Source organism: Micromonospora sp. CMU55-4, assembly GCF_011602315.1.
GTDB lineage: Bacteria > Actinomycetota > Actinomycetes > Mycobacteriales > Micromonosporaceae > Micromonospora > Micromonospora chalcea.
The window spans coordinates 12,410-29,304 of the sequence record NZ_JAAOLH010000023.1 but is presented as its reverse complement, the minus strand read 5'-3'; the positions used below and the strand labels follow the sequence as shown (position 1 = coordinate 29,304).

The window sequence follows — 16,895 nt, the reverse complement described above, 5'->3', positions numbered from 1 at the left end:
CGCGCCACACCCCCTAGAGCATCCTAGGAGGGTGTGGCGCGACAACACGAAGAGCGGCAAGTAGAGCGTCAGCCGTGGGCCTTGCCCCGGCCGCCGGGGCCGAGCTTCTTGCGCGGGCGTACGGAGATCTCGATCGGGCTGCCCTCGAAGCCGAACTCCTCGCGGAGCTTGCGCTCGACGAAGCGCTGGTAGCCAGCGTCCAGCGGGCCGGTGGTGAACAGCACGAAGCGCGGCGGCGCCGCCCCGGCCTGGGTGGCGAACAGGATGCGCGGGGCGCGTCCGCCGCGTACCGGGTGCGGGGTGGCCTGGACCAGCGCGGTGAGCCACTGGTTGAGCTGCGCGGTCGGGATGCGCGTCTCCCAGCTCGCGAGGGCCTTGCGCAGCGCGGGCGCGAGCTTGTCGACGGCGCGGCCGGTCTTGGCGGACAGGTTCAGCCGGATCGCCCAGGGGATGCGCCGCAGCTCGCGGTCGATCTCCTTGTCCAGGTAGTAGCGGCGGTCGCCGTCGACCAGGTCCCACTTGTTGAACGCGATGACCAGCGCCCGGCCGGACTCGACGACCATGGTGAGGATCCGCTGGTCCTGCTCGCTGATCACCTCGCTGGAGTCGATCAGCACCACGGCGACCTCGGCCGCCTCGATCGCCGAGGCGGTACGCAGGCTGGCGTAGTACTCGGTGCCGCTGGCCTTGCCGACGCGCTTGCGCAGACCGGCGGTGTCGACCAGCTGCCAGGTCTCGCCGCCGATCTCGACCAGGCTGTCGACCGGGTCCACTGTGGTGCCGGCGACCGAGTCGACCACCGCCCGCTCCTCGCCGGAGAAGCGGTTGAGCAGGCTGGACTTGCCGACGTTGGGGCGGCCCACCAGCGCCACCCGGCGTGGGCCGCGCGGCCGGTTCTCCACGATCGCGGGCGCCTCGGGCAGCGCGTCGAGGATGGCGTCGAGCAGGTCGCCGGAGCCGCGGCCGTGCAGCGCCGAGATCGGGAACGGCTCACCGAGGCCGAGCGACCACAGCGAGGTCGCCTCCATCTCGATGGTGGTGTTGTCGGCCTTGTTGGCGATGAGGATCACCGGCTTGGCGCTGCGGCGCAGCATCTTCACCGCGGCCTCGTCCACGTCGGTGGCGCCGACCATGGCGTCCACCACGAACAGCACCACGTCGGCGGTCGCCACCGCGGTCTCGGCCTGGGCGGCGATGGCCGCGGCCCGGTCCTTGGCGTCGGGCTCCCAGCCGCCGGTGTCCACCACCGTGAACGTCCGGCCGTTCCACTGCGCGTCGTAGGGCACGCGGTCCCGGGTCACGCCGGGGATGTCCTCAACCACCGCCTGGCGGCGGCCGATGATGCGGTTGACGAGCGTGGACTTGCCCACGTTGGGGCGGCCGACCACGGCCACCACGGGCTGCGGGCCGGCCGGCTCACCGGAGTCGACCTCCGGCTCGCGCAGCTCCACCCAGCCGCCGAAATCGTCGCTCATGCGGCACCCCGCTCCGTGAGCATCTCGCGCAGGCGGGCCACTACCTCGTCGATGCCCAGCTCGGTGGTGTCCAGCACCACCGCGTCGGGGGCCTGCTGCAGCGGGTTGACCTTGCGGGTCGAGTCGAGGCGGTCCCGGCGGGCCAGGTCCGCGGCGGTCGCCGCGACGTCGGCGGCGTCCTCGGCGCTGCGCCGCTTCGCGCGCGCCGCCTCGGAGGCGGTCAGGTACACCTTCAGCTCCGCGTCCGGCGCGACCACCGAGCCGATGTCCCGGCCTTCGACCACGATCCGGCCCGCGTCGGCGATCACCCGCCGTTGCCGGTCCACCAGCAGCTCGCGTACGGCGGCGACGGCGGCCACCGCGGACACCGCGGCGGTCACCTCGGCGCCGCGGATGGCGGTGGACACGTCGGTGCCGTCGACCGTCACGGCGTACCCCTGGGGGTCGGTGCCGATGCGCAGGTCGGCCTCGGCGGCGACCTTGGCCACCGACTCGGTGTCGGTGAGTTCCACGCCGGAGCGCAGGACCGCCCAGGTCAGCGCCCGGTACATGGCGCCGGTGTCGAGGTAGCGGGCGCCGAGGCCCGCGGCCAGCCGCCGCGACACGGTGGACTTCCCCGAACCGGACGGCCCGTCCACAGCGACCACACATCGCCCGGCCGGTACGTTCTCCTCCACCGTTGTCCTCCTCAGCCCGTACCTCGCGGGTCGCCCGGATTCCCGGGCGCCGTTGAGCGGATGGTTCTGTCGTCAATCATGCCCGCGCCGCGCGGGCGTCCCGCCGGGCGGCACGCGCCGGCCCGCGGACCGCGTCGAAGCCTACCGGCAGCCGTACCCCGATCGGCGGGTCAGTCACCCACGGCCTTGAACAGGGCGGCGACCTCCGCGTTCGTCAGCCGCCGCAGCCGCCCGGTGCGCAGGTCGCCGAGCTTGATCGGACCGATCGAGGTACGGATCAGGCGGGACACCGGGTGTCCCACCTCGGCCATCAGGCGCCGGACGATGTGTTTGCGCCCCTCGTGCAGGGTCAGCTCCACCTGGGCGGTTTTGCCGAGCGTGTCGACCAGCTTGAACCCGTCGACCTTCACCGGCCCGTCCTCCAGCTCGACGCCGGCGGCGAGGCGCTTGCCCAGGTTGCGCGGGATCGGCCCGGCCACCTCGGCGAGGTAGGTCTTGAGCACCTCGTACGACGGGTGCATGAGCTTGTGCGCGAGGGTGCCGTCGTTGGTGAGCAGGAGCAGGCCCTCGCTGTCGGCGTCCAGTCGCCCGACGTGGTAGACCCGCTGCTCCAGCCGCGCGCCGATGAAGTCGGCGAGCTCGGTGCGGCCCTTCTCGTCAGCCATGGTGGTGACCACGCCGCGCGGCTTGTTCATCGCCACGTAGACCAGGCGGACGTCGGCCTGGAGCCGCTCCCCGTCGACGACGATCACGTCGCGGGCCGGGTCGGCCTTGTCGCCGAGCTGCGCCACCCGCCCGTTCACGGTGACCCGGCGCCGGAAGATCAGGTCTTCACAGGCGCGCCGGGAACCCACCCCCGCGGCGGCGAGCACCTTCTGCAGGCGCTCGGCGCCCTCGTACACGGGGGCGTCGGGCTTCGGGGCACGGTCATCGCGTCGCATCGGCAAGCTCTTCTACGTCGTCGGGAAGGAACGGGGCCAGGGGCGGCAGGTCGTCCACCGAGTTCAGCCCCAGCTTCTCCAGGAACATGGTGGTGGTCCGGTAGAGGTAGGCGCCGCTGTCCGCTTCGGTGCCGCACTCCTCGACCAGGCCGCGACCCACCAGGGTACGGAGCACCCCGTCGCAGTTGACACCCCGGATGGCCGAGATGCGCGAACGGGTCACCGGCTGCCGGTAGGCGACCACGGCGAGGGTCTCCAGCGCGGCCTGGGTCAGCCGCACGGACTGCCCGTCCAGTACGAACCGCTCGACGTAGGTGGCGTATTCCGGCCGGGTGTAGAGACGCCAGCCACCCGCCGCCCGGCGCAGGTCGAACCCGTGCCCGGCGGCGGTGTACCCGGCGGCGATCTCGTCGAGCATCGCGCCGACCCGTTCCGGCGCCTGTTCGAGGACCTCGGCCAGGACCAGTTCGCTGACCGGCTGGTCCACCACGAGCAGGATCGCCTCCAGGGCGCCGCGCAGCTCCGCGTCGTCCAGGACCGGCGCGGGCGGCGGTTCCGGCGCGGCCCGCCGCCGTCCCCGCTTAGCGGGTACGCCCTCAGCACCCGCTCCCCCACCCGCCCCCGGCGCCGCGTCCCGCGCGGGCAGGCCGACGTCTCCCCCGGCGTCGTCCGTCCCGGCCTCTCCCGAGATCTTGGTACGGTCCCGCCCTCCGAGGGGCGTCCCCGTACCAAGATCCCCCTGAACCGTGGCGATCTTGGAAGGAATGGGCCCCTCTGAGGGCCCTTCGCTTCCAAGATCCGCCGAGGAATCCGGTGTCGCGTCGAGATCTGCTTCCCGGGAATCGGTGGTGTCCGGGATGTCGGGGTCCGGGTGCTCGGCCGGTGCGTCGGAATCGTCCGGGGCTGGCCGGGGCGGGGCGGGACGCTCCCACGGGGGCACCCATGCGGCGGCCTGGTCGGCCAGGGAGTCGCGGCGTTCCTGGTCGCTCATCCGTTCACTCCTGCGTCGGTGCGTGTTCGTCCGCCGTCTCGCTGGGCACGGCGGCGTCGGATGCGGCATCTGCGGCGACGTCGCCCGGCACGGCGGCGTCGCTCACCCCGGCGCCGACGTCGGCCGGAGCAGCCGCGGCGTCGGCCGGTGCGGCGGGGACGGACGTGGTCGTGGGTTCGGGGCTGCCGGCGTACTCGTCGACGGTCAGCTCCGCCTCGCCGTCGACCGGGCCGGTCCAGCGAACGGTCAGCTCCTCCAGCGCCTGCTCCTGCACGAACGCCACGAGACCCTGCCGGTACAGCTCCAGCAGCGCCAGGAACCGGGCCACCACCTCGAGCGTCATCTCACAGTCTGCGCAGAGCAGCGAGAACGTGGCGATCCCGGCGCGGCGCAGCCGGTCGGCGATGATGCCGGCGTGTTCGCGGACGCTGACCCGGACCATGTGCACGTGTGCGATGGACACCTCGGGCACCGGTTTCGGGCTCATCGCCTTGACCGCGAGCTTGTGCAGCCGCTCGGGACCGATGCCGAGCACCAGGTCGGGCAGCGCCTCGGCGTACCGCGGTTCGAGCGTGACCGCCCTCGGGTAGCGCCGGCCGCCGACCGCCTCCAGCTCGGCGATGTGCGCGGCGGCCTCCTTGTACGCCTTGTACTGCAGCAGCCGCGCGAACAGCAGGTCCCGCGCCTCCAGCAGCGCCAGGTCCTCCTCGTCCTCGACCTCGGCGGAGGGCAGCAGCCGGGCCGCCTTCAGGTCGAGCAGGGTGGCGGCGACGAGCAGGAACTCGCTGGTCTCGTCCAGGTCCCACTGGTCGCCCATCGCCCGCAGGTACGCGATGAACTCGTCGGTGACCTTGTGCAGCGCCACCTCGGTGACGTCCAGCTTGTGCTTGCTGATCAGCTGGAGCAGCAGGTCGAACGGGCCGGTGAAGTTGTCCAGCCGGACGGTGAAGCCACTGGTCTGCTCGCCGGTGCCCGCGTCGGCGGGCACCACACCGTCGACCTCGGCGGCCAGCTCCGCGGCTACGGCGGGGTCGCCGGCGCCGTGTGGCGGGTCGAGGGGCGGTGCGGTCACCGGGAAACCGTAGACGACGCGGCGGGCGGCCGGCGTGCGCCCTACCGGTCCGCCTGGGCGGCGATGACCTCCCGGGCCAGCTGCCGGTAGTTGCGGGCGCCGGAGGAGGCCGGGTCGAGGGTGGTGATCGGGGCGCCGGCCACGGTGGACTCGGGGAACTTCACCGTCTTGGTGATGACGGTCTGGTAGACCTTGTCGCCGAACGCCTCGACCACCCGCTGCAGCACCTGGCGGCAGTGGGTGGTGCGGCTGTCGTACATGGTGGCGAGGATGCCTTCGAGCTCCAGGTCGAAGTTGAGCCGCTCGCGCACCTTGTCGATGGTGTCCAGCAGCAGCGCGACACCGCGCAGGCTGAAGAACTCGCACTCCAGCGGGATGAGCACGCCGTGCGCGACGGTGAGCGCGTTGATCGCCAGCAGGCCCAGCGAGGGCTGGCAGTCGATCAGGATGAAGTCGTACTCCTTGCGGATGGTGCGCAGCACCCGCGCCAGGGCCATCTCCCGGGCGACCTCGTTGACGAGCTGGATCTCGGCGGCGGAGAGGTCGATGTTGGCGGGCAGCAGGTGCAGCCCGGCCACGTCGGTCTTGATCAGGACGTCCTCGGCGGTGACGTCGTCCTGCATCAGCAGGTTGTAGACCGACAGGTCCAGGTTGTGCGGGTTGACGCCCAGCCCGACGGAGAGGGCGCCCTGCGGGTCGAAGTCGACGAGCAGCACCTTGCGGCCGTACTCGGCCAGGGCCGCGCCCAGGTTGATGGTCGTCGTGGTCTTGCCGACGCCGCCCTTCTGGTTGGCCATCGCGATGATCCGCGCCGGGCCGTGCCGGTCGGTCGGCATGGGTTCGGGGATCGGCTTGCGCATGGTGTACGCGGCCGGGTCGGCGGGGCCGAGATCGGCGCCGAGCGTCGCCTGCTGCTCACGGAGCTCCGACGTCCAGGTCTCGGCACGGTCACCGTTTCCTGCCATGTCCTCGTTGCCCCCTCCCGACGACCACCCGGCGTCGGAGCCGTCCGACGTCCCTCGCGGCGCCGCTGCGCACCCCCGGTCCGTCGCACCTGGAGGCCCGCGCCGATGCCGACTGTACGCCACCGGCCAGCAGCGCGTTCGGTAGCGGGTCGGCGTGTCGGCGGCCCGTCAGCCAGGGCCCGGCCACGCCGGCGACTCAGCGGGCGCGCGGATGCGCTGTCGCGTACACCTCGCGCAGTCGTTCCACGGTGACCAGTGTGTAGACCTGGGTGGTGGTCACCGACGCGTGGCCGAGCAGTTCCTGCACCACGCGCACGTCCGCGCCGCCGTCGAGCAGGTGCGTGGCGTACGAGTGGCGCAGCGTGTGCGGGGAGACCGCGTCGGGGCCGTCAACCGGCAGGCCGGCCCGGGCGGCGGCGGCGCGCAGCACGGCCCAGGCGCCCTGCCGGGTGAGCGTGCCGCCGCGGGCGTTGACGAACACCGCGTGGGTGCCGCGTCCGGCCGCGAGCAGCGCCGGGCGGCCCCGGACCAGCCAGGCGCGCAGCGCGTCGGCCGCGTACCCGCCGACCGGGACCAGCCGGGTCCGGCCGCCCTTGCCGCGCAGCAGCACGGTTCCGGCGTCCAGGTCGAGGTCGTCGACGGCGGCGCCGACCGCCTCGGAGATGCGCGCGCCGGTGCCGTACAGGAATTCCAGCAGCGCCCGGTCGCGCAGCGCGCGGGCGGCGGCGTCGCCGGTGCCGTCGGCCGGGCCGGCGGCCTCCAGCAGCCGCAGGACCGCGTCGACGGGCAGCGCCCGGGGCAGGCGGCGCGGCGGCGCGGGCGGGCGGACGTCGCGGCTGGGGTCGGCGCCGGTGAGCCCTTCGCGCAGCGCGAAGCGGTGCAGGCCGCGTACCGCGCTGGCGGCGCGGGCGGCGGAGGAGACGGCGAGCGGCGGGTGGTCGTCGTCGCCGGCGCGCAGCCGGGCCAGGTGGGCCTCGACCTGCGCGGGCCCGGCGGCGGCCAGGTCGTCCACCCCGGCGGCGGCCAGGGTGGCGAGGTAGCGGTCCAGGTCCCGGCGGTACGAGGCGAGCGTGTTCGCGGACAGCCCGCGCTCGACGGTGAGGTGGTCCAGGTACGTCCGGACCGCACGGCGCAGGGCCGGCGCGGGTTCCGCGCCGGCCGCGCGCACGGCGGCGTCGGTCAGCTCAGCACCTCGTCCAGCGGCAGCACGTCCATGCCGTGCGCCTCGGCGACCGGGCCGTAGACGACCTTGCCGGCGTGGGTGTTCAGGCCCAGCGCCAGCGCCGGGTCGTTGCGCAGCGCCGCCTGCCAGCCCTGGTTGGCCAGTTCCAGGGCGTACGGCAGGGTGACGTTGGTCAGCGCGTAGGTGCTGGTGTTCGGCACCGCGCCGGGCATGTTCGCCACGCAGTAGAAGATCGAGTCGTGGACCTTGTAGACCGGGTCGGCGTGCGTGGTCGGGCGCGAGTCCTCGAAGCAGCCGCCCTGGTCGATGGCGATGTCGACGAGCACGCTGCCCGGCTTCATCCGGGAGACCAGCTCGTTGGAGATGAGCTTCGGGGCCTTCGCGCCGGGCACCAGCACCGCGCCGATGACCAGGTCCGCGTCGAGCACTGCCCGCTCGATCTCGTACGCGTTTGAGGCGACGGTCTGCAGGTGGCCCCGGTAGATGGCGTCGGCGGAGCGCAGCCGGGCCACGTTCTTGTCCAGCAGCAGCACCTCGGACTGCAGGCCCAGCGCGATGGCGGCGGCGTTGAGGCCGGACACGCCCGCGCCGATGACCACGGTCTTTGCGGCGTACACGCCGGAGACGCCGCCGGGCAGCACGCCCCGCCCGCCGCCGGTGCGCATCATGTAGAAGGCGCCCACCTGGGGGGCGAGCCGGCCGGCCACCTCGGACATCGGGGCGAGCAGCGGCAGCGACCGGTCGGGCAGCTCGACCGTCTCGTACGCGATGCCGGTGACCTTGCGGTCGACCAGCGCGTCGGTGCACTCGCGGGAGGCGGCCAGGTGCAGGTACGTGAAGAGCACCTGTCCCTCGCGCATCCGGTGGTACTCCTCGGCGATCGGCTCCTTCACCTTGAGGACCAGCTCGGCGGTGTCCCACACCTCGTCGGCGGTGGCCAGGATCTTCGCGCCGGCGGCGGCGAACTCGTCGTCGGTGATGCTGGAGCCGACGCCGGCGCCGGCCTCGACGAAGACCTCGTGGCCGTGGCGGGTGAACTCGTTGACGCCCGCGGGCGTGATCGCCACCCGGTACTCGTGGTTCTTGACCTCGCGGGGGATTCCGACCTTCACGATGCAGACACCTTCCTCCGGGGCTGCTCACCCCCGACTGCGCGGCGCCGCGCCGGCTCCGTTGCCGGCGCGGTACACCGGTCCCGCCGGCGGCAGTCTAGAGCCGTGGGAAGCCCACGGACGGCGACACTGTGACATCCGGTGCCCGCTGGTGCTGACGGTGTGTCAGGCATGGGCCAGGCTGGCCGGTGGAGACGTCATCAGCCGACAGGACAGAGTTCGGTAAATATCCTTCCACGACCGGGGTGCCGGGGCCGACAGGACGCGAGTCGATCACTATTGTGTCCGCTCATGACCACTCCTTACCAGCAGTACCCGCAGGGCGTCTCGGACAAGAGCAAGGTCGTCGCGGGTGTGCTCCAGATCCTCCTCGGCGGCTTCGGCATCGGCCGGTTTTACATGGGCGACACCAAGACCGGTGTCATCCAGCTCATCGTCACGCTCGTGACGTGCGGCATCGGCGCGATCTGGGGCCTCGTCGACGGCATCCTGATCCTCGTCAACGGCGGTGTCGACGGGCAGGGCCGCCCGCTGCGCGACTGACCACCGCAACGGAAAGGGGCCGCCCGGCGCAGAGCGCCGCGCGGCCCCTTCGTCGTCGGTTCCCGATCAGCGCGGCAGCGGCGCCTCCGGCCGGCGCAGCTCGGTGAAGCCGGTCTCCCGGGCGCGGGCCGTGGCGAGCAGCCCGGCCACGCAGGACGCGTTGGTGATCTCACCGGCCAGCACCATCCGCACCGCCTCGTCCAGGTCCACGCGGACCACCTGGAGGTCGGCCTCCTCGTCGTGCCGGTCGTGCCGCTGCTCCGCCGGCACCTCGGCCAGCTCGCGGGCCAGGAACACCCGGACCATCTCGTCGGAGAAGCCGGGCGAGCTGTGCAGGTCCACGAGCACGTCCACGCGCGCCGCGGTCAGGTCGGCCTCCTCGGCCAGCTCCCGCAGCGCCGCGGCGGCCAGGTCCTCGCCGCCGACGTCCATCAGCCCGGCGGGCAGCTCCCACAGGTGCCGGCCGACCGGGTGCCGGTACTGGCGGATCAGCACCACCTGACCGGCGTCGTCGAGCGCCACCACGGCGACCGCGCCGACGTGCCGCACGTAGTCCCGGGTCGCCTCGCCGCCACCGGGCATGGTGACGTCGTCGCTGACCACGGAGAAGATCCGGCCGGACCAGATCTGGCGGCGCGCGGTCACCTCGTACCGGTGCTCGACGCCGCTCACTTGGCCTGGGCCTTGGCGCCGCCGCCGCGGCCGGCCTTCTTCGCCGCGCCGTCCAGGTCCACCGGCAGCTGGTCGGCCTGCGAGTACGCCACGGCGGCGCCGACGAACGCGGCGAACAGCGGGTGCGGGCGGGTGGGGCGGCTCTTCAGCTCCGGATGCGCCTGGGTGGCCACGAAGAACGGGTGCAGGTTGCGGTCCAGCTCGACGAACTCCACGAGCCGCCCGTCCGGCGAGGTGCCGGAGATCGTCAGCCCCGCCTTGGTGAGCTGGTCCCGGTAGGCGTTGTTCACCTCGTACCGGTGGCGGTGCCGCTCGCTGACCTCGGTGCTGCCGTACGCCTCGGCGACGATCGACCCCTCGGCGAGCTTCGCCGGGTACGCCCCGAGCCGCATGGTGCCGCCCAGGTCGCCGCGGCCGGCCACGATGTCCTCCTGGTCGGCCATGGTGGCGATGACCGGGTGCACGGCCTCCTCGTCGAATTCGAGCGAGTTCGCGCCGTCGAGGTTGGCCAGGTGACGGGCCACCTCGATGGTCATGCACTGCAGGCCGAGGCAGAGGCCGAGCAGCGGGATGCCGTTCTCCCGCGCGTACCGGGCGGTGCCGACCTTGCCCTCGATGCCGCGTACGCCGAAGCCGCCGGGGATGACGATGCCGTCGACGCCGGACAGCGCGGCGGCCGCGCCGGCCGCCGTCACGCAGTCGTCGCTGGGCACCCACTTGAGCTTCACCCGGGCGCGGTGGCCGAACCCGGCCGCCCGGATCGCCTCGCTCACCGACAGGTACGCGTCGGGCAGGTCGACGTACTTGCCGACGAGCGCGACGGTGATCGTGTGCCGCGGCTGGTGCACCCGCTCCAGCAGGTCGTCCCAGCGGGTCCAGTCGACGTCGCGGAACGACAGGCCGAGCCGGCGCACCACGTACGCGTCGAGGCCCTCCCGGTGCAGCACCTTCGGGATGTCGTAGATGCTCGGCGCGTCCGGGGCGGCGGTGACCGCCTCCCGGTCGACGTCGCAGTACAGCGACAGCTTCTCCTTGACCTTGTCCGGGATCTCCCGGTCGCAGCGCAGCACCAGCGCGTCGGGCTGGATGCCGATGCTGCGCAGCTGCGCCACCGAGTGCTGGGTCGGCTTGGTCTTCAGCTCGCCCGACGGCGCCAGGTACGGCACCAGCGACACGTGCAGGTAGAAGCAGTTGTCCCGGCCCAGGTCGTGGCGGATCTGCCGGATCGACTCCAGGAACGGCAGCGACTCGATGTCGCCGACGGTGCCGCCGACCTCGGTGATCACCACGTCGGGCACCTGGCCGTCGGCGTCCGGGTCGGCCATGCCGCGGATGCGGGCCTTGATCTCGTTGGTGATGTGCGGGATGACCTGCACCGTGTCGCCGAGGTACTCCCCGCGCCGCTCCTTGGCGATCACCGCCGAGTAGATCTGGCCGGTGGTGACGTTCGCCTTGCCGGAGAGGTCCCGGTCGAGGAACCGCTCGTAGTGCCCGACGTCGAGGTCGGTCTCGGCGCCGTCCTCGGTGACGAAGACCTCGCCGTGCTGGAACGGGTTCATCGTCCCGGGGTCGACGTTCAGGTACGGGTCGAGCTTCTGCATCACCACGCGCAGTCCGCGCGCGGTCAGCAGACTGCCGAGGCTGGAGGCGGTGAGGCCCTTACCCAGCGAGGAGGCGACGCCCCCGGTGACGAAAATGTGCCTGGTCGTCCGTGCTGTAGGGGCCAAGGCCTGCTCCCGTGTCGTCCGTAGCGGTCGTGCGAACCGCCGTGCCGATCAGACAAGTGATCACGCGATCCACGGGATTCCACGGTAACACCATCCGGACCGTGAGCCGGCGTCGCACCCGCTGTCGGCGCACGTGAGGCCCGTGCCGGCCCTCGTGCGGCGCTCTTCCGTGCCCCGTCCGGGCCCTTGATCGACACCACCCCGCCGATGTGGTGCCTTCCACAGGGCCTTGACCCCGCCACCTCCCCGATCTGGCGAGGGCGCGGCGGGGGGCGGCACGCCCGCGCGGGCAGCGCGGGCCGGTCAGCCGGCGGGGACCTCCGAGGAGGCCGGGGTCGGCTGTGCGGGGACCCGCGCCCCGGCGCCGGGCGATGCGTTCGGCGTTTCCGTGCCGGCCGGGCCCTGCCGACCCGGTCCGGCCGGCTCCCCGGCCTCCCCCGGATCGCCCACACCGTCACCGGCCGGACCGTCGCCCGCCGACCCACCATCACCAGCACCGTCACCGGCCGACGGAGCACCGTCAGGCGGGCCGCCGGCAGCGGGGCCGCCTCGGGAAGGGCTGTCCGGGCCGCCCGGTGGTACCGCGTCCGTCTCGCCGCCAGGGCGGCCGCTGTCGGGCAGCGTACGGTCGGTGGAGTGGTCGAGCACCCGCAGCGCCGACAGCGCCGCCATGGGCACCACGAGCGCCGCCGCCGCGCCGGCCACGTCCAGCGCCGAGCCGCCCAGCACGCCGCCCAGCCCGACGGCCACGCCGGTGCCGGCCATCGCGGCCCGGATCGCCGGGTAGATGCCGAACAGCCGCATCAGGCCGCCCCACGGCTGCAGCAGCGCCAGCCAGACCAGCGCCGCCCCGGCCAGGGCCAGCACGGTGAGCGGGCTGTTCACCAGCGTCTGGATGTTGGAGTCGCCGGAGCGGTGCACGGTGAGCCCCCCGGTGCCGTCGCCGAGCGCGGCCAGGAACCGGCCCAGGCTTCCCCGCTCGTCGGCGGGACGGCCCAGGTCGACCAGGGCGAAGCCGATGGTGACCGCGAGCGCGGCCATGGTGGCCCAGGCCAGTCGGCTCACGGTGAGCCAGCCGCCGGTGCAGATGGCGGCGGCGACGCTGACGCCGGCGGTGAGCGCGATCGCGCCGATCGAGTCGGCGCCCAGGTACGGGCTGCCCACGATCACCACTGCCAGTCCGCCGACGGCCACCATCACCATCGGCCGCCAGCCCTTGCGGAACCGCTGGGCGAGCCAGCCGCCGCACAGCAGTGATCCGGCGACGAACACGCCCAGCCCGACGGTGCCGAGCCCGGCGTACCGGCCGCCCTCCAGCGCGGAGTAACCGACCACGCCGTTGAGCTGCAGCCGGGAGCCGGTGAGCACGTCCACGCCGACCACGAGCGTGGCCAGCCCGGCGACCGCGCCGAGCGGGCCGAGCGTGCGCTCGTGCCCGGGGCTGAACCGGACCAGGGCGGTGCCGCCGACGACGAGCAGCGCGGTCACCGAGGCGTACCAGACGCCGGCGTGGCTGCCGCGCCACCAGGGCACGGCGTCGGCCAGCAGCGCCGCGGGCACGGCCAGCGCCGCGGCGATGAGCAGCAGCTCCACCACGGCGACGACGCGCCGGGACACCGGTTCCGGTCCGTGCGGGCCGGCGAGGCGGCGGGCCCGGCGTAGCAGCGGCAGCACCGCCACCGCGAGGGCCAGCTGGGCGGCGGCGAGCAGGGTGAAGAACCAGCCGGCGACGCGCCGCTGGGCGGCGGCCTCCCGGTCCGCGTCGGCCGACGCCTCGATCGCGGCCCGCAGGTCGTCGGGCCGGTCGTCGGCGGTGACCGCGGGACGGCCGACGAAGGCCCGTTCCGGGGCCGGCCGGTCGAGTACGGCGAGCACGGTCGGGGCCAGGTCGACCAGTTGCAGGTAGCCGGATCGGGCGGTGCTCGGCGAGGTCAGCCAGCCGCCCGTCCAGCCGGGGCCGTCGGCGATCGCGACGTGCAGCCGCGCCGGGTTGTCGGTGTCGGAGACGCCCGCGACCAGCACCAGTGAGCGCGGCGGCCGGGCGGCGAGGACCCGGGCCAGCCGGGCGTCGGCCTGCCGCGCCTGGGCGGCCCGTACGGCCGGGTCGTCGTCGTCGACGGTGCCGGCGTCGACGATGCTCAGCACGCAGGAGCCGAGCAGTTCCGCCGGGTTCTCGGGCAGCGTGGGCGCGTACCTGTCGACCCGGCCGAACGGACGGGCGGCGGCCACGGCGGCGCCCGGCCCCACCGCCACCGAGCAGCGCACCGACTCGGCCAGCGCGCCGGGCTTGGCGCCCCAGGCGAGCTGTTCCTGGTTGTGCGCCACGACGCTGGGCTGGTCGGGCAGGTTCGCGCCGATGCCGTCGGGCCGTTCCACAGTCACGCCGGCCGCCGGGCAGCCACCGCCCGGACGGGCGCCCGGCCAGGCGGCGAAGTTCCCGGCGCCGAGGGTGAGCCAGCCGTCGACGGGGCAGGTGGGCCGGTGCGCGGACCGCACCGACAGGGAGCCGATCGCGCCCTGCTCGGCCATCCGCCACAGCGTCGGCGTGTTCTCCGGGTCGACGTCGTCCCAGCGCAGGCCGGCCGCGCCGACGAGGACCACGAAGTCGGCGCCGGGCCGGTCCGCGCCGCGGTCCGGCCGGGCGGCCAGCGCGGTGATGCCCAGCGCCACCACGACCAGGGTGAGCAGGACCGGGGTCAGTCGGCGCAGCATCAGCGGTTCCCGGCGGAGTGCTGCGGTGTCAGCTCGGCGTAGAGGTCGGCGAGCGCGGCCACGGTGTCCGCCTCGGTGGGCCAGGTCGCGGCCCGGGCCAGGCCGCGCCGGCCCACCTCGGCCCGGCGTACGGGGTCGTCGAGCAGGTCGCGCACCGCCGCGTCGACGGCGTCCACGTCCCCGGGCGGCACCAGCACGGCCCCGTCGCCGACGAGCTCCGGCAGCCCGCCGACGGCGGTCGCGACGAGCGGTACGCCGGCCCGCAGCGCCTCCTGGGCGAACAGCTGCCGGGCCTCCCAGTCGCTGGTCACCACGGCGAGGTCGGCGCCGGCCAGCAGGTCCGCCACGTCGGTGCGGTGCCCGAGCAGCGTCACCGGCGCGCGGGCGGCCGAGATCCGGGCGGCCAGCGGCAGATACGCGGGTCCGCTGCCGGCGATCACCACGACCGGGGCGGGGGTACGGGTGCGCCAGCGGGCGGCGGCGTCGATGAGCACGTCGTACCGTTTCTGCGGGTGCAGCCGGCCCACCGAGAGGATCAGCGGGCGGTCGGCGGTCACGCCGAACTCGGCGCGGACGGCGGCGCGGCGGCGGCCCGGCGGCGGCAGCGTGGGCGCGGCGACCGGGGCCAGGCGCGCGTCGGCGGCGCCCAGCGCGGCGGCGCGGTCGACCAGGTCGGCGGAGGCGCCCAGCGCGACCCGCACGGACCGGGCGACGATCCGCTCGACCAGCCGGGACGCCGCGCCGCGCAGCCCTTTCGCGAGGACCGCGTTGTGCCAGGTGACGACGAGCGGCGCGGTGGGGCGGGCGAGCGCCGCGACCAGGCCGGCGCGCAGCCCGTGCGCGTGCACCACGTCGACGGGTGTGACCGCGAGCGCCCGGCGCAGCGCGGTGACCGCGCGCGCGTCGCCCGGCGTGGGGCTGGCCGGGATCTCCACCGGGGTGAACCGGGCGCCGACGCCGGTGAAGCCGAACTGCTCCTCGGTGGCGGCCGGTCCGCACACCAGCACCGACGCTCCGGCCTCGGTGAGTCCCCCGGCGATCGAGCGCACGTGCTGCCCGACCCCGCCGGTGCTGGAGGCGAGCACGAGGGCCACCGACCCGGGCCAGCGCGGTGCGGGCGAGGCGTCCGTCATGAGGAAACGGTCTCCTTTCCGTCGCCCCGCTCGCCGGGGTGCTGCTGCGCCGGCGGGCCGTCCCCACCGGCCGGGCGTCGCCGGCGCAGCCGGCGGGTCACGGTCGCGAGCAGCGGCCGCAGGTCGCGGGCGTCGGTCAGCCAGGCGACGGCGAGGAACAGGACACCGACCACGACCCCGGACAGCATGCCCTGCGCGAGGGCCCACGGTGTCGTCGGGGTGCCGTCACCGAGCCCGGCGAGTCCCGCCGCGACGGCCGCCCCGCCCGCTCCGGCGACCACTGCGGCGAGCAGTCCGGCGGCGCCGGCCCGGCCGATCCCGGCGAGCGCCTCGCCGCCGGCGGCACGCCGGACCGCGACGATCAGCAGCGCGCCGAGCAGCACCATGCCGGCCGACGTCGCCAGGGTCACCGCGAGGACCCGGTCGGCCAGCGGCAGCGCCTGGGCGAACAGGAGGGCGAACGCGGGCACGCTGAGCCATCCGAGCGCGGTCGCGACGGTGGCCGCGCGGGTCTCGCCGCGGGCGTACAGGGCGCGGGTGAGGACCGCGAACAGGCCGTAGCCGACCAGGCCGGGCGCGAACCCGGCGATCCCGACCGCCGCGGTACGCGCATCGAGCGGGTCGGCGAAGAAGAAGTGCCCGACCGGGATCGCGGTGCCGACGAGCGCGGCGGCGCCGAGCAGGCTGAGCAGCACCACTCCGCGTACCGCCGGGGCGAGCGTGTCCCGGTAGGCGCGCTCGTCGCCGGTGGCCCGGGCCGCGACGAGCGTCGGGTACGCGGCCACCGCCAGCGGCACCGCCAGCACCGCCCAGGGCAGGAAGTAGACGGTCTGGGCGAGGTTGTAGACGCCGACGTCGGCGGTCCGGCCGTAGGTGACCTGGTTGAGCGCTACCACCAGGGCGATCTGCTGGGCGGCGACGGTGACCACCCCGGCGACGGCCAGGCCGCCGACCCGGGCCCGGGCGTCGGCCGGGAACCGGTAGCCCGGCCGGATCCGGAGCTTCAGCCGGCGCAGCGGGATCAGCAGCGACAGCGAGAGCACCACCACGCCGAGTGTGGTGCCGGCGGACAGCAGCAGCTCGCCGCCGCGCCCGGCCTCGCCGATCGTGGCCAGCCGCCCCTCGGTCGCGGTGAAGGCGAGGTAGACGCCGATCACGCTGATGCTCGACAGCAGCGGCGCGATCACCGGCCAGGCGAACCGGCGGTGCGCCTGGAGCACACCGGTGAGCACGATGCCCACGCCGTAGAGCGGCAGCTGCGGCGCGAAGACGCGCAGCATCCGGGCCCCGGACGCCTGCTGCGCCTCGCTGAGACCGTCTCCGATCAGGCCCGGCAGCGGGTCGGCGAAGATCGCCACCAGCACCGCCAGCGGCACCAGCAGCGTCAGCGTCCAGGTCAGCAGCGCCCCGGTGGTGGCGGCCACCGCACGCCGGTCACCGGCCTCGACCGCGCCGGCCAGCAACGGTACGACGAGACTGGCCAGCGCCCCGCCCGCGACGATCTCGAAGATGAAGTTCGGGACGTAGTTGGCCACCAGGTAGGCGCCACCGAGGTCGCTGGTGGACAGCGTCCAGGTGAACACGGCGGTGCGGCCGAAGCCGGCGAGCCGGCTGACCACGGTGAGCACGGCGATGAGGGCGGCCGCCCCGGCGACGCGGCCGGCGGCGGCGAGAGGTGCCGGTTTCGTCACG

Annotated in this window: 14 protein-coding genes; 1 reads left to right on the top strand and 13 read right to left on the bottom strand. The window is 74.3% G+C overall.

The window, feature by feature from the left end; translation table 11 throughout:
- Positions 1-68: 68 nt before the first annotated feature.
- The 8 genes from der to ald form a co-directional block, all read right to left on the bottom strand.
- Positions 69-1,475, bottom strand: coding sequence for a ribosome biogenesis GTPase Der (gene der / locus HA073_RS28330; RefSeq protein ID WP_166457689.1), 1,407 nt, complete (start codon positions 1,473-1,475; stop codon positions 69-71).
- The gene (gene cmk, locus HA073_RS28325) at positions 1,472-2,152 is read right to left on the bottom strand and encodes a (d)CMP kinase (protein ID WP_064446391.1); all 681 of its coding nucleotides are present in this window, start codon (positions 2,150-2,152) and stop codon (positions 1,472-1,474) included. Before cmk ends, der begins: the two co-directional genes overlap by 4 nt.
- Before the next feature lie 170 nt (positions 2,153-2,322).
- Entirely contained in the window at positions 2,323-3,093 is a 771-nt protein-coding gene (locus HA073_RS28320; protein WP_043324891.1) for a pseudouridine synthase, read from the bottom strand.
- A complete protein-coding gene (gene scpB, locus HA073_RS28315; RefSeq protein WP_166457688.1) occupies positions 3,080-4,084 on the bottom strand; it encodes an SMC-Scp complex subunit ScpB in 1,005 nt (334 codons plus the stop codon). Before scpB ends, HA073_RS28320 begins: the two co-directional genes overlap by 14 nt.
- A 4-nt stretch (positions 4,085-4,088) precedes the next feature.
- Positions 4,089-5,156 carry a ScpA family protein gene (locus HA073_RS28310; RefSeq protein WP_166457687.1) on the bottom strand — a complete coding sequence of 356 codons (1,068 nt, stop codon included), beginning with the start codon at positions 5,154-5,156 and terminating at the stop codon, positions 4,089-4,091.
- 41 nt (positions 5,157-5,197) lie between these two features.
- Entirely contained in the window at positions 5,198-6,121 is a 924-nt protein-coding gene (locus HA073_RS28305) for a ParA family protein (RefSeq protein WP_013285595.1), read from the bottom strand.
- Positions 6,122-6,317: 196 nt separating this feature from the next.
- The gene (locus HA073_RS28300) at positions 6,318-7,289 is read right to left on the bottom strand and encodes a tyrosine recombinase (RefSeq protein WP_166457686.1); all 972 of its coding nucleotides are present in this window, start codon (positions 7,287-7,289) and stop codon (positions 6,318-6,320) included.
- Between the two features lie 11 nt (positions 7,290-7,300).
- Positions 7,301-8,416 (bottom strand): alanine dehydrogenase, encoded by a 1,116-nt coding sequence (ald, locus tag HA073_RS28295; protein ID WP_064446395.1) that lies wholly within the window; start codon positions 8,414-8,416, stop codon positions 7,301-7,303.
- A 171-nt stretch (positions 8,417-8,587) separates the two neighbouring features.
- On the opposite strand from ald, the gene HA073_RS28290 reads away from it, so the two are divergent.
- Positions 8,588-8,959: a TM2 domain-containing protein gene (locus tag HA073_RS28290; protein WP_082930962.1), complete on the top strand. Its 372-nt coding sequence runs from the start codon at positions 8,588-8,590 to the stop codon at positions 8,957-8,959.
- Positions 8,960-9,025: 66 nt separating this feature from the next.
- Here HA073_RS28290 and HA073_RS28285 read toward each other — a convergent pair whose 3' ends face one another.
- The 5 genes from HA073_RS28285 to murJ form a co-directional block, all read right to left on the bottom strand.
- Positions 9,026-9,631, bottom strand: a complete 606-nt coding sequence (locus tag HA073_RS28285) for an NUDIX hydrolase (protein ID WP_166457685.1) — start codon at positions 9,629-9,631, stop codon at positions 9,026-9,028.
- Positions 9,628-11,358, bottom strand: coding sequence for a CTP synthase (locus tag HA073_RS28280; protein WP_043324896.1), 1,731 nt, complete (start codon positions 11,356-11,358; stop codon positions 9,628-9,630). Before HA073_RS28280 ends, HA073_RS28285 begins: the two co-directional genes overlap by 4 nt.
- Before the next feature lie 303 nt (positions 11,359-11,661).
- Positions 11,662-14,070 carry a hypothetical protein gene (locus tag HA073_RS28275; RefSeq protein ID WP_113974874.1) on the bottom strand — a complete coding sequence of 803 codons (2,409 nt, stop codon included), beginning with the start codon at positions 14,068-14,070 and terminating at the stop codon, positions 11,662-11,664.
- Positions 14,070-15,203 carry a glycosyltransferase family 4 protein gene (locus HA073_RS28270; protein ID WP_166457684.1) on the bottom strand — a complete coding sequence of 378 codons (1,134 nt, stop codon included), beginning with the start codon at positions 15,201-15,203 and terminating at the stop codon, positions 14,070-14,072. The genes HA073_RS28275 and HA073_RS28270 overlap by 1 nt, the downstream gene beginning before the upstream one ends.
- Entirely contained in the window at positions 15,200-16,894 is a 1,695-nt protein-coding gene (gene murJ / locus HA073_RS28265; RefSeq protein WP_166457683.1) for a murein biosynthesis integral membrane protein MurJ, read from the bottom strand. Before murJ ends, HA073_RS28270 begins: the two co-directional genes overlap by 4 nt.
- Position 16,895: the final 1 nt, after the last annotated feature.

Bases quoted from the DNA above. Each gene is read 5' to 3' on its own strand.
- der (WP_166457689.1), bottom strand. From the start codon at position 1,475: ATGAGCGACGATTTCGGCGGCTGGGTGGAGCTGCGCGAGCCGGAGGTC.
- HA073_RS28320 (WP_043324891.1), bottom strand. From the start codon at position 3,093: ATGCGACGCGATGACCGTGCCCCGAAGCCCGACGCCCCCGTGTACGAG.
- scpB (WP_166457688.1), bottom strand. From the start codon at position 4,084: ATGAGCGACCAGGAACGCCGCGACTCCCTGGCCGACCAGGCCGCCGCA.
- HA073_RS28305 (WP_013285595.1), bottom strand. From the start codon at position 6,121: ATGGCAGGAAACGGTGACCGTGCCGAGACCTGGACGTCGGAGCTCCGT.
- HA073_RS28290 (WP_082930962.1), top strand. From the start codon at position 8,588: ATGGGCCAGGCTGGCCGGTGGAGACGTCATCAGCCGACAGGACAGAGT.
- HA073_RS28275 (WP_113974874.1), bottom strand. From the start codon at position 14,070: ATGCTGCGCCGACTGACCCCGGTCCTGCTCACCCTGGTCGTGGTGGCG.
- HA073_RS28270 (WP_166457684.1), bottom strand. From the start codon at position 15,203: ATGACGGACGCCTCGCCCGCACCGCGCTGGCCCGGGTCGGTGGCCCTC.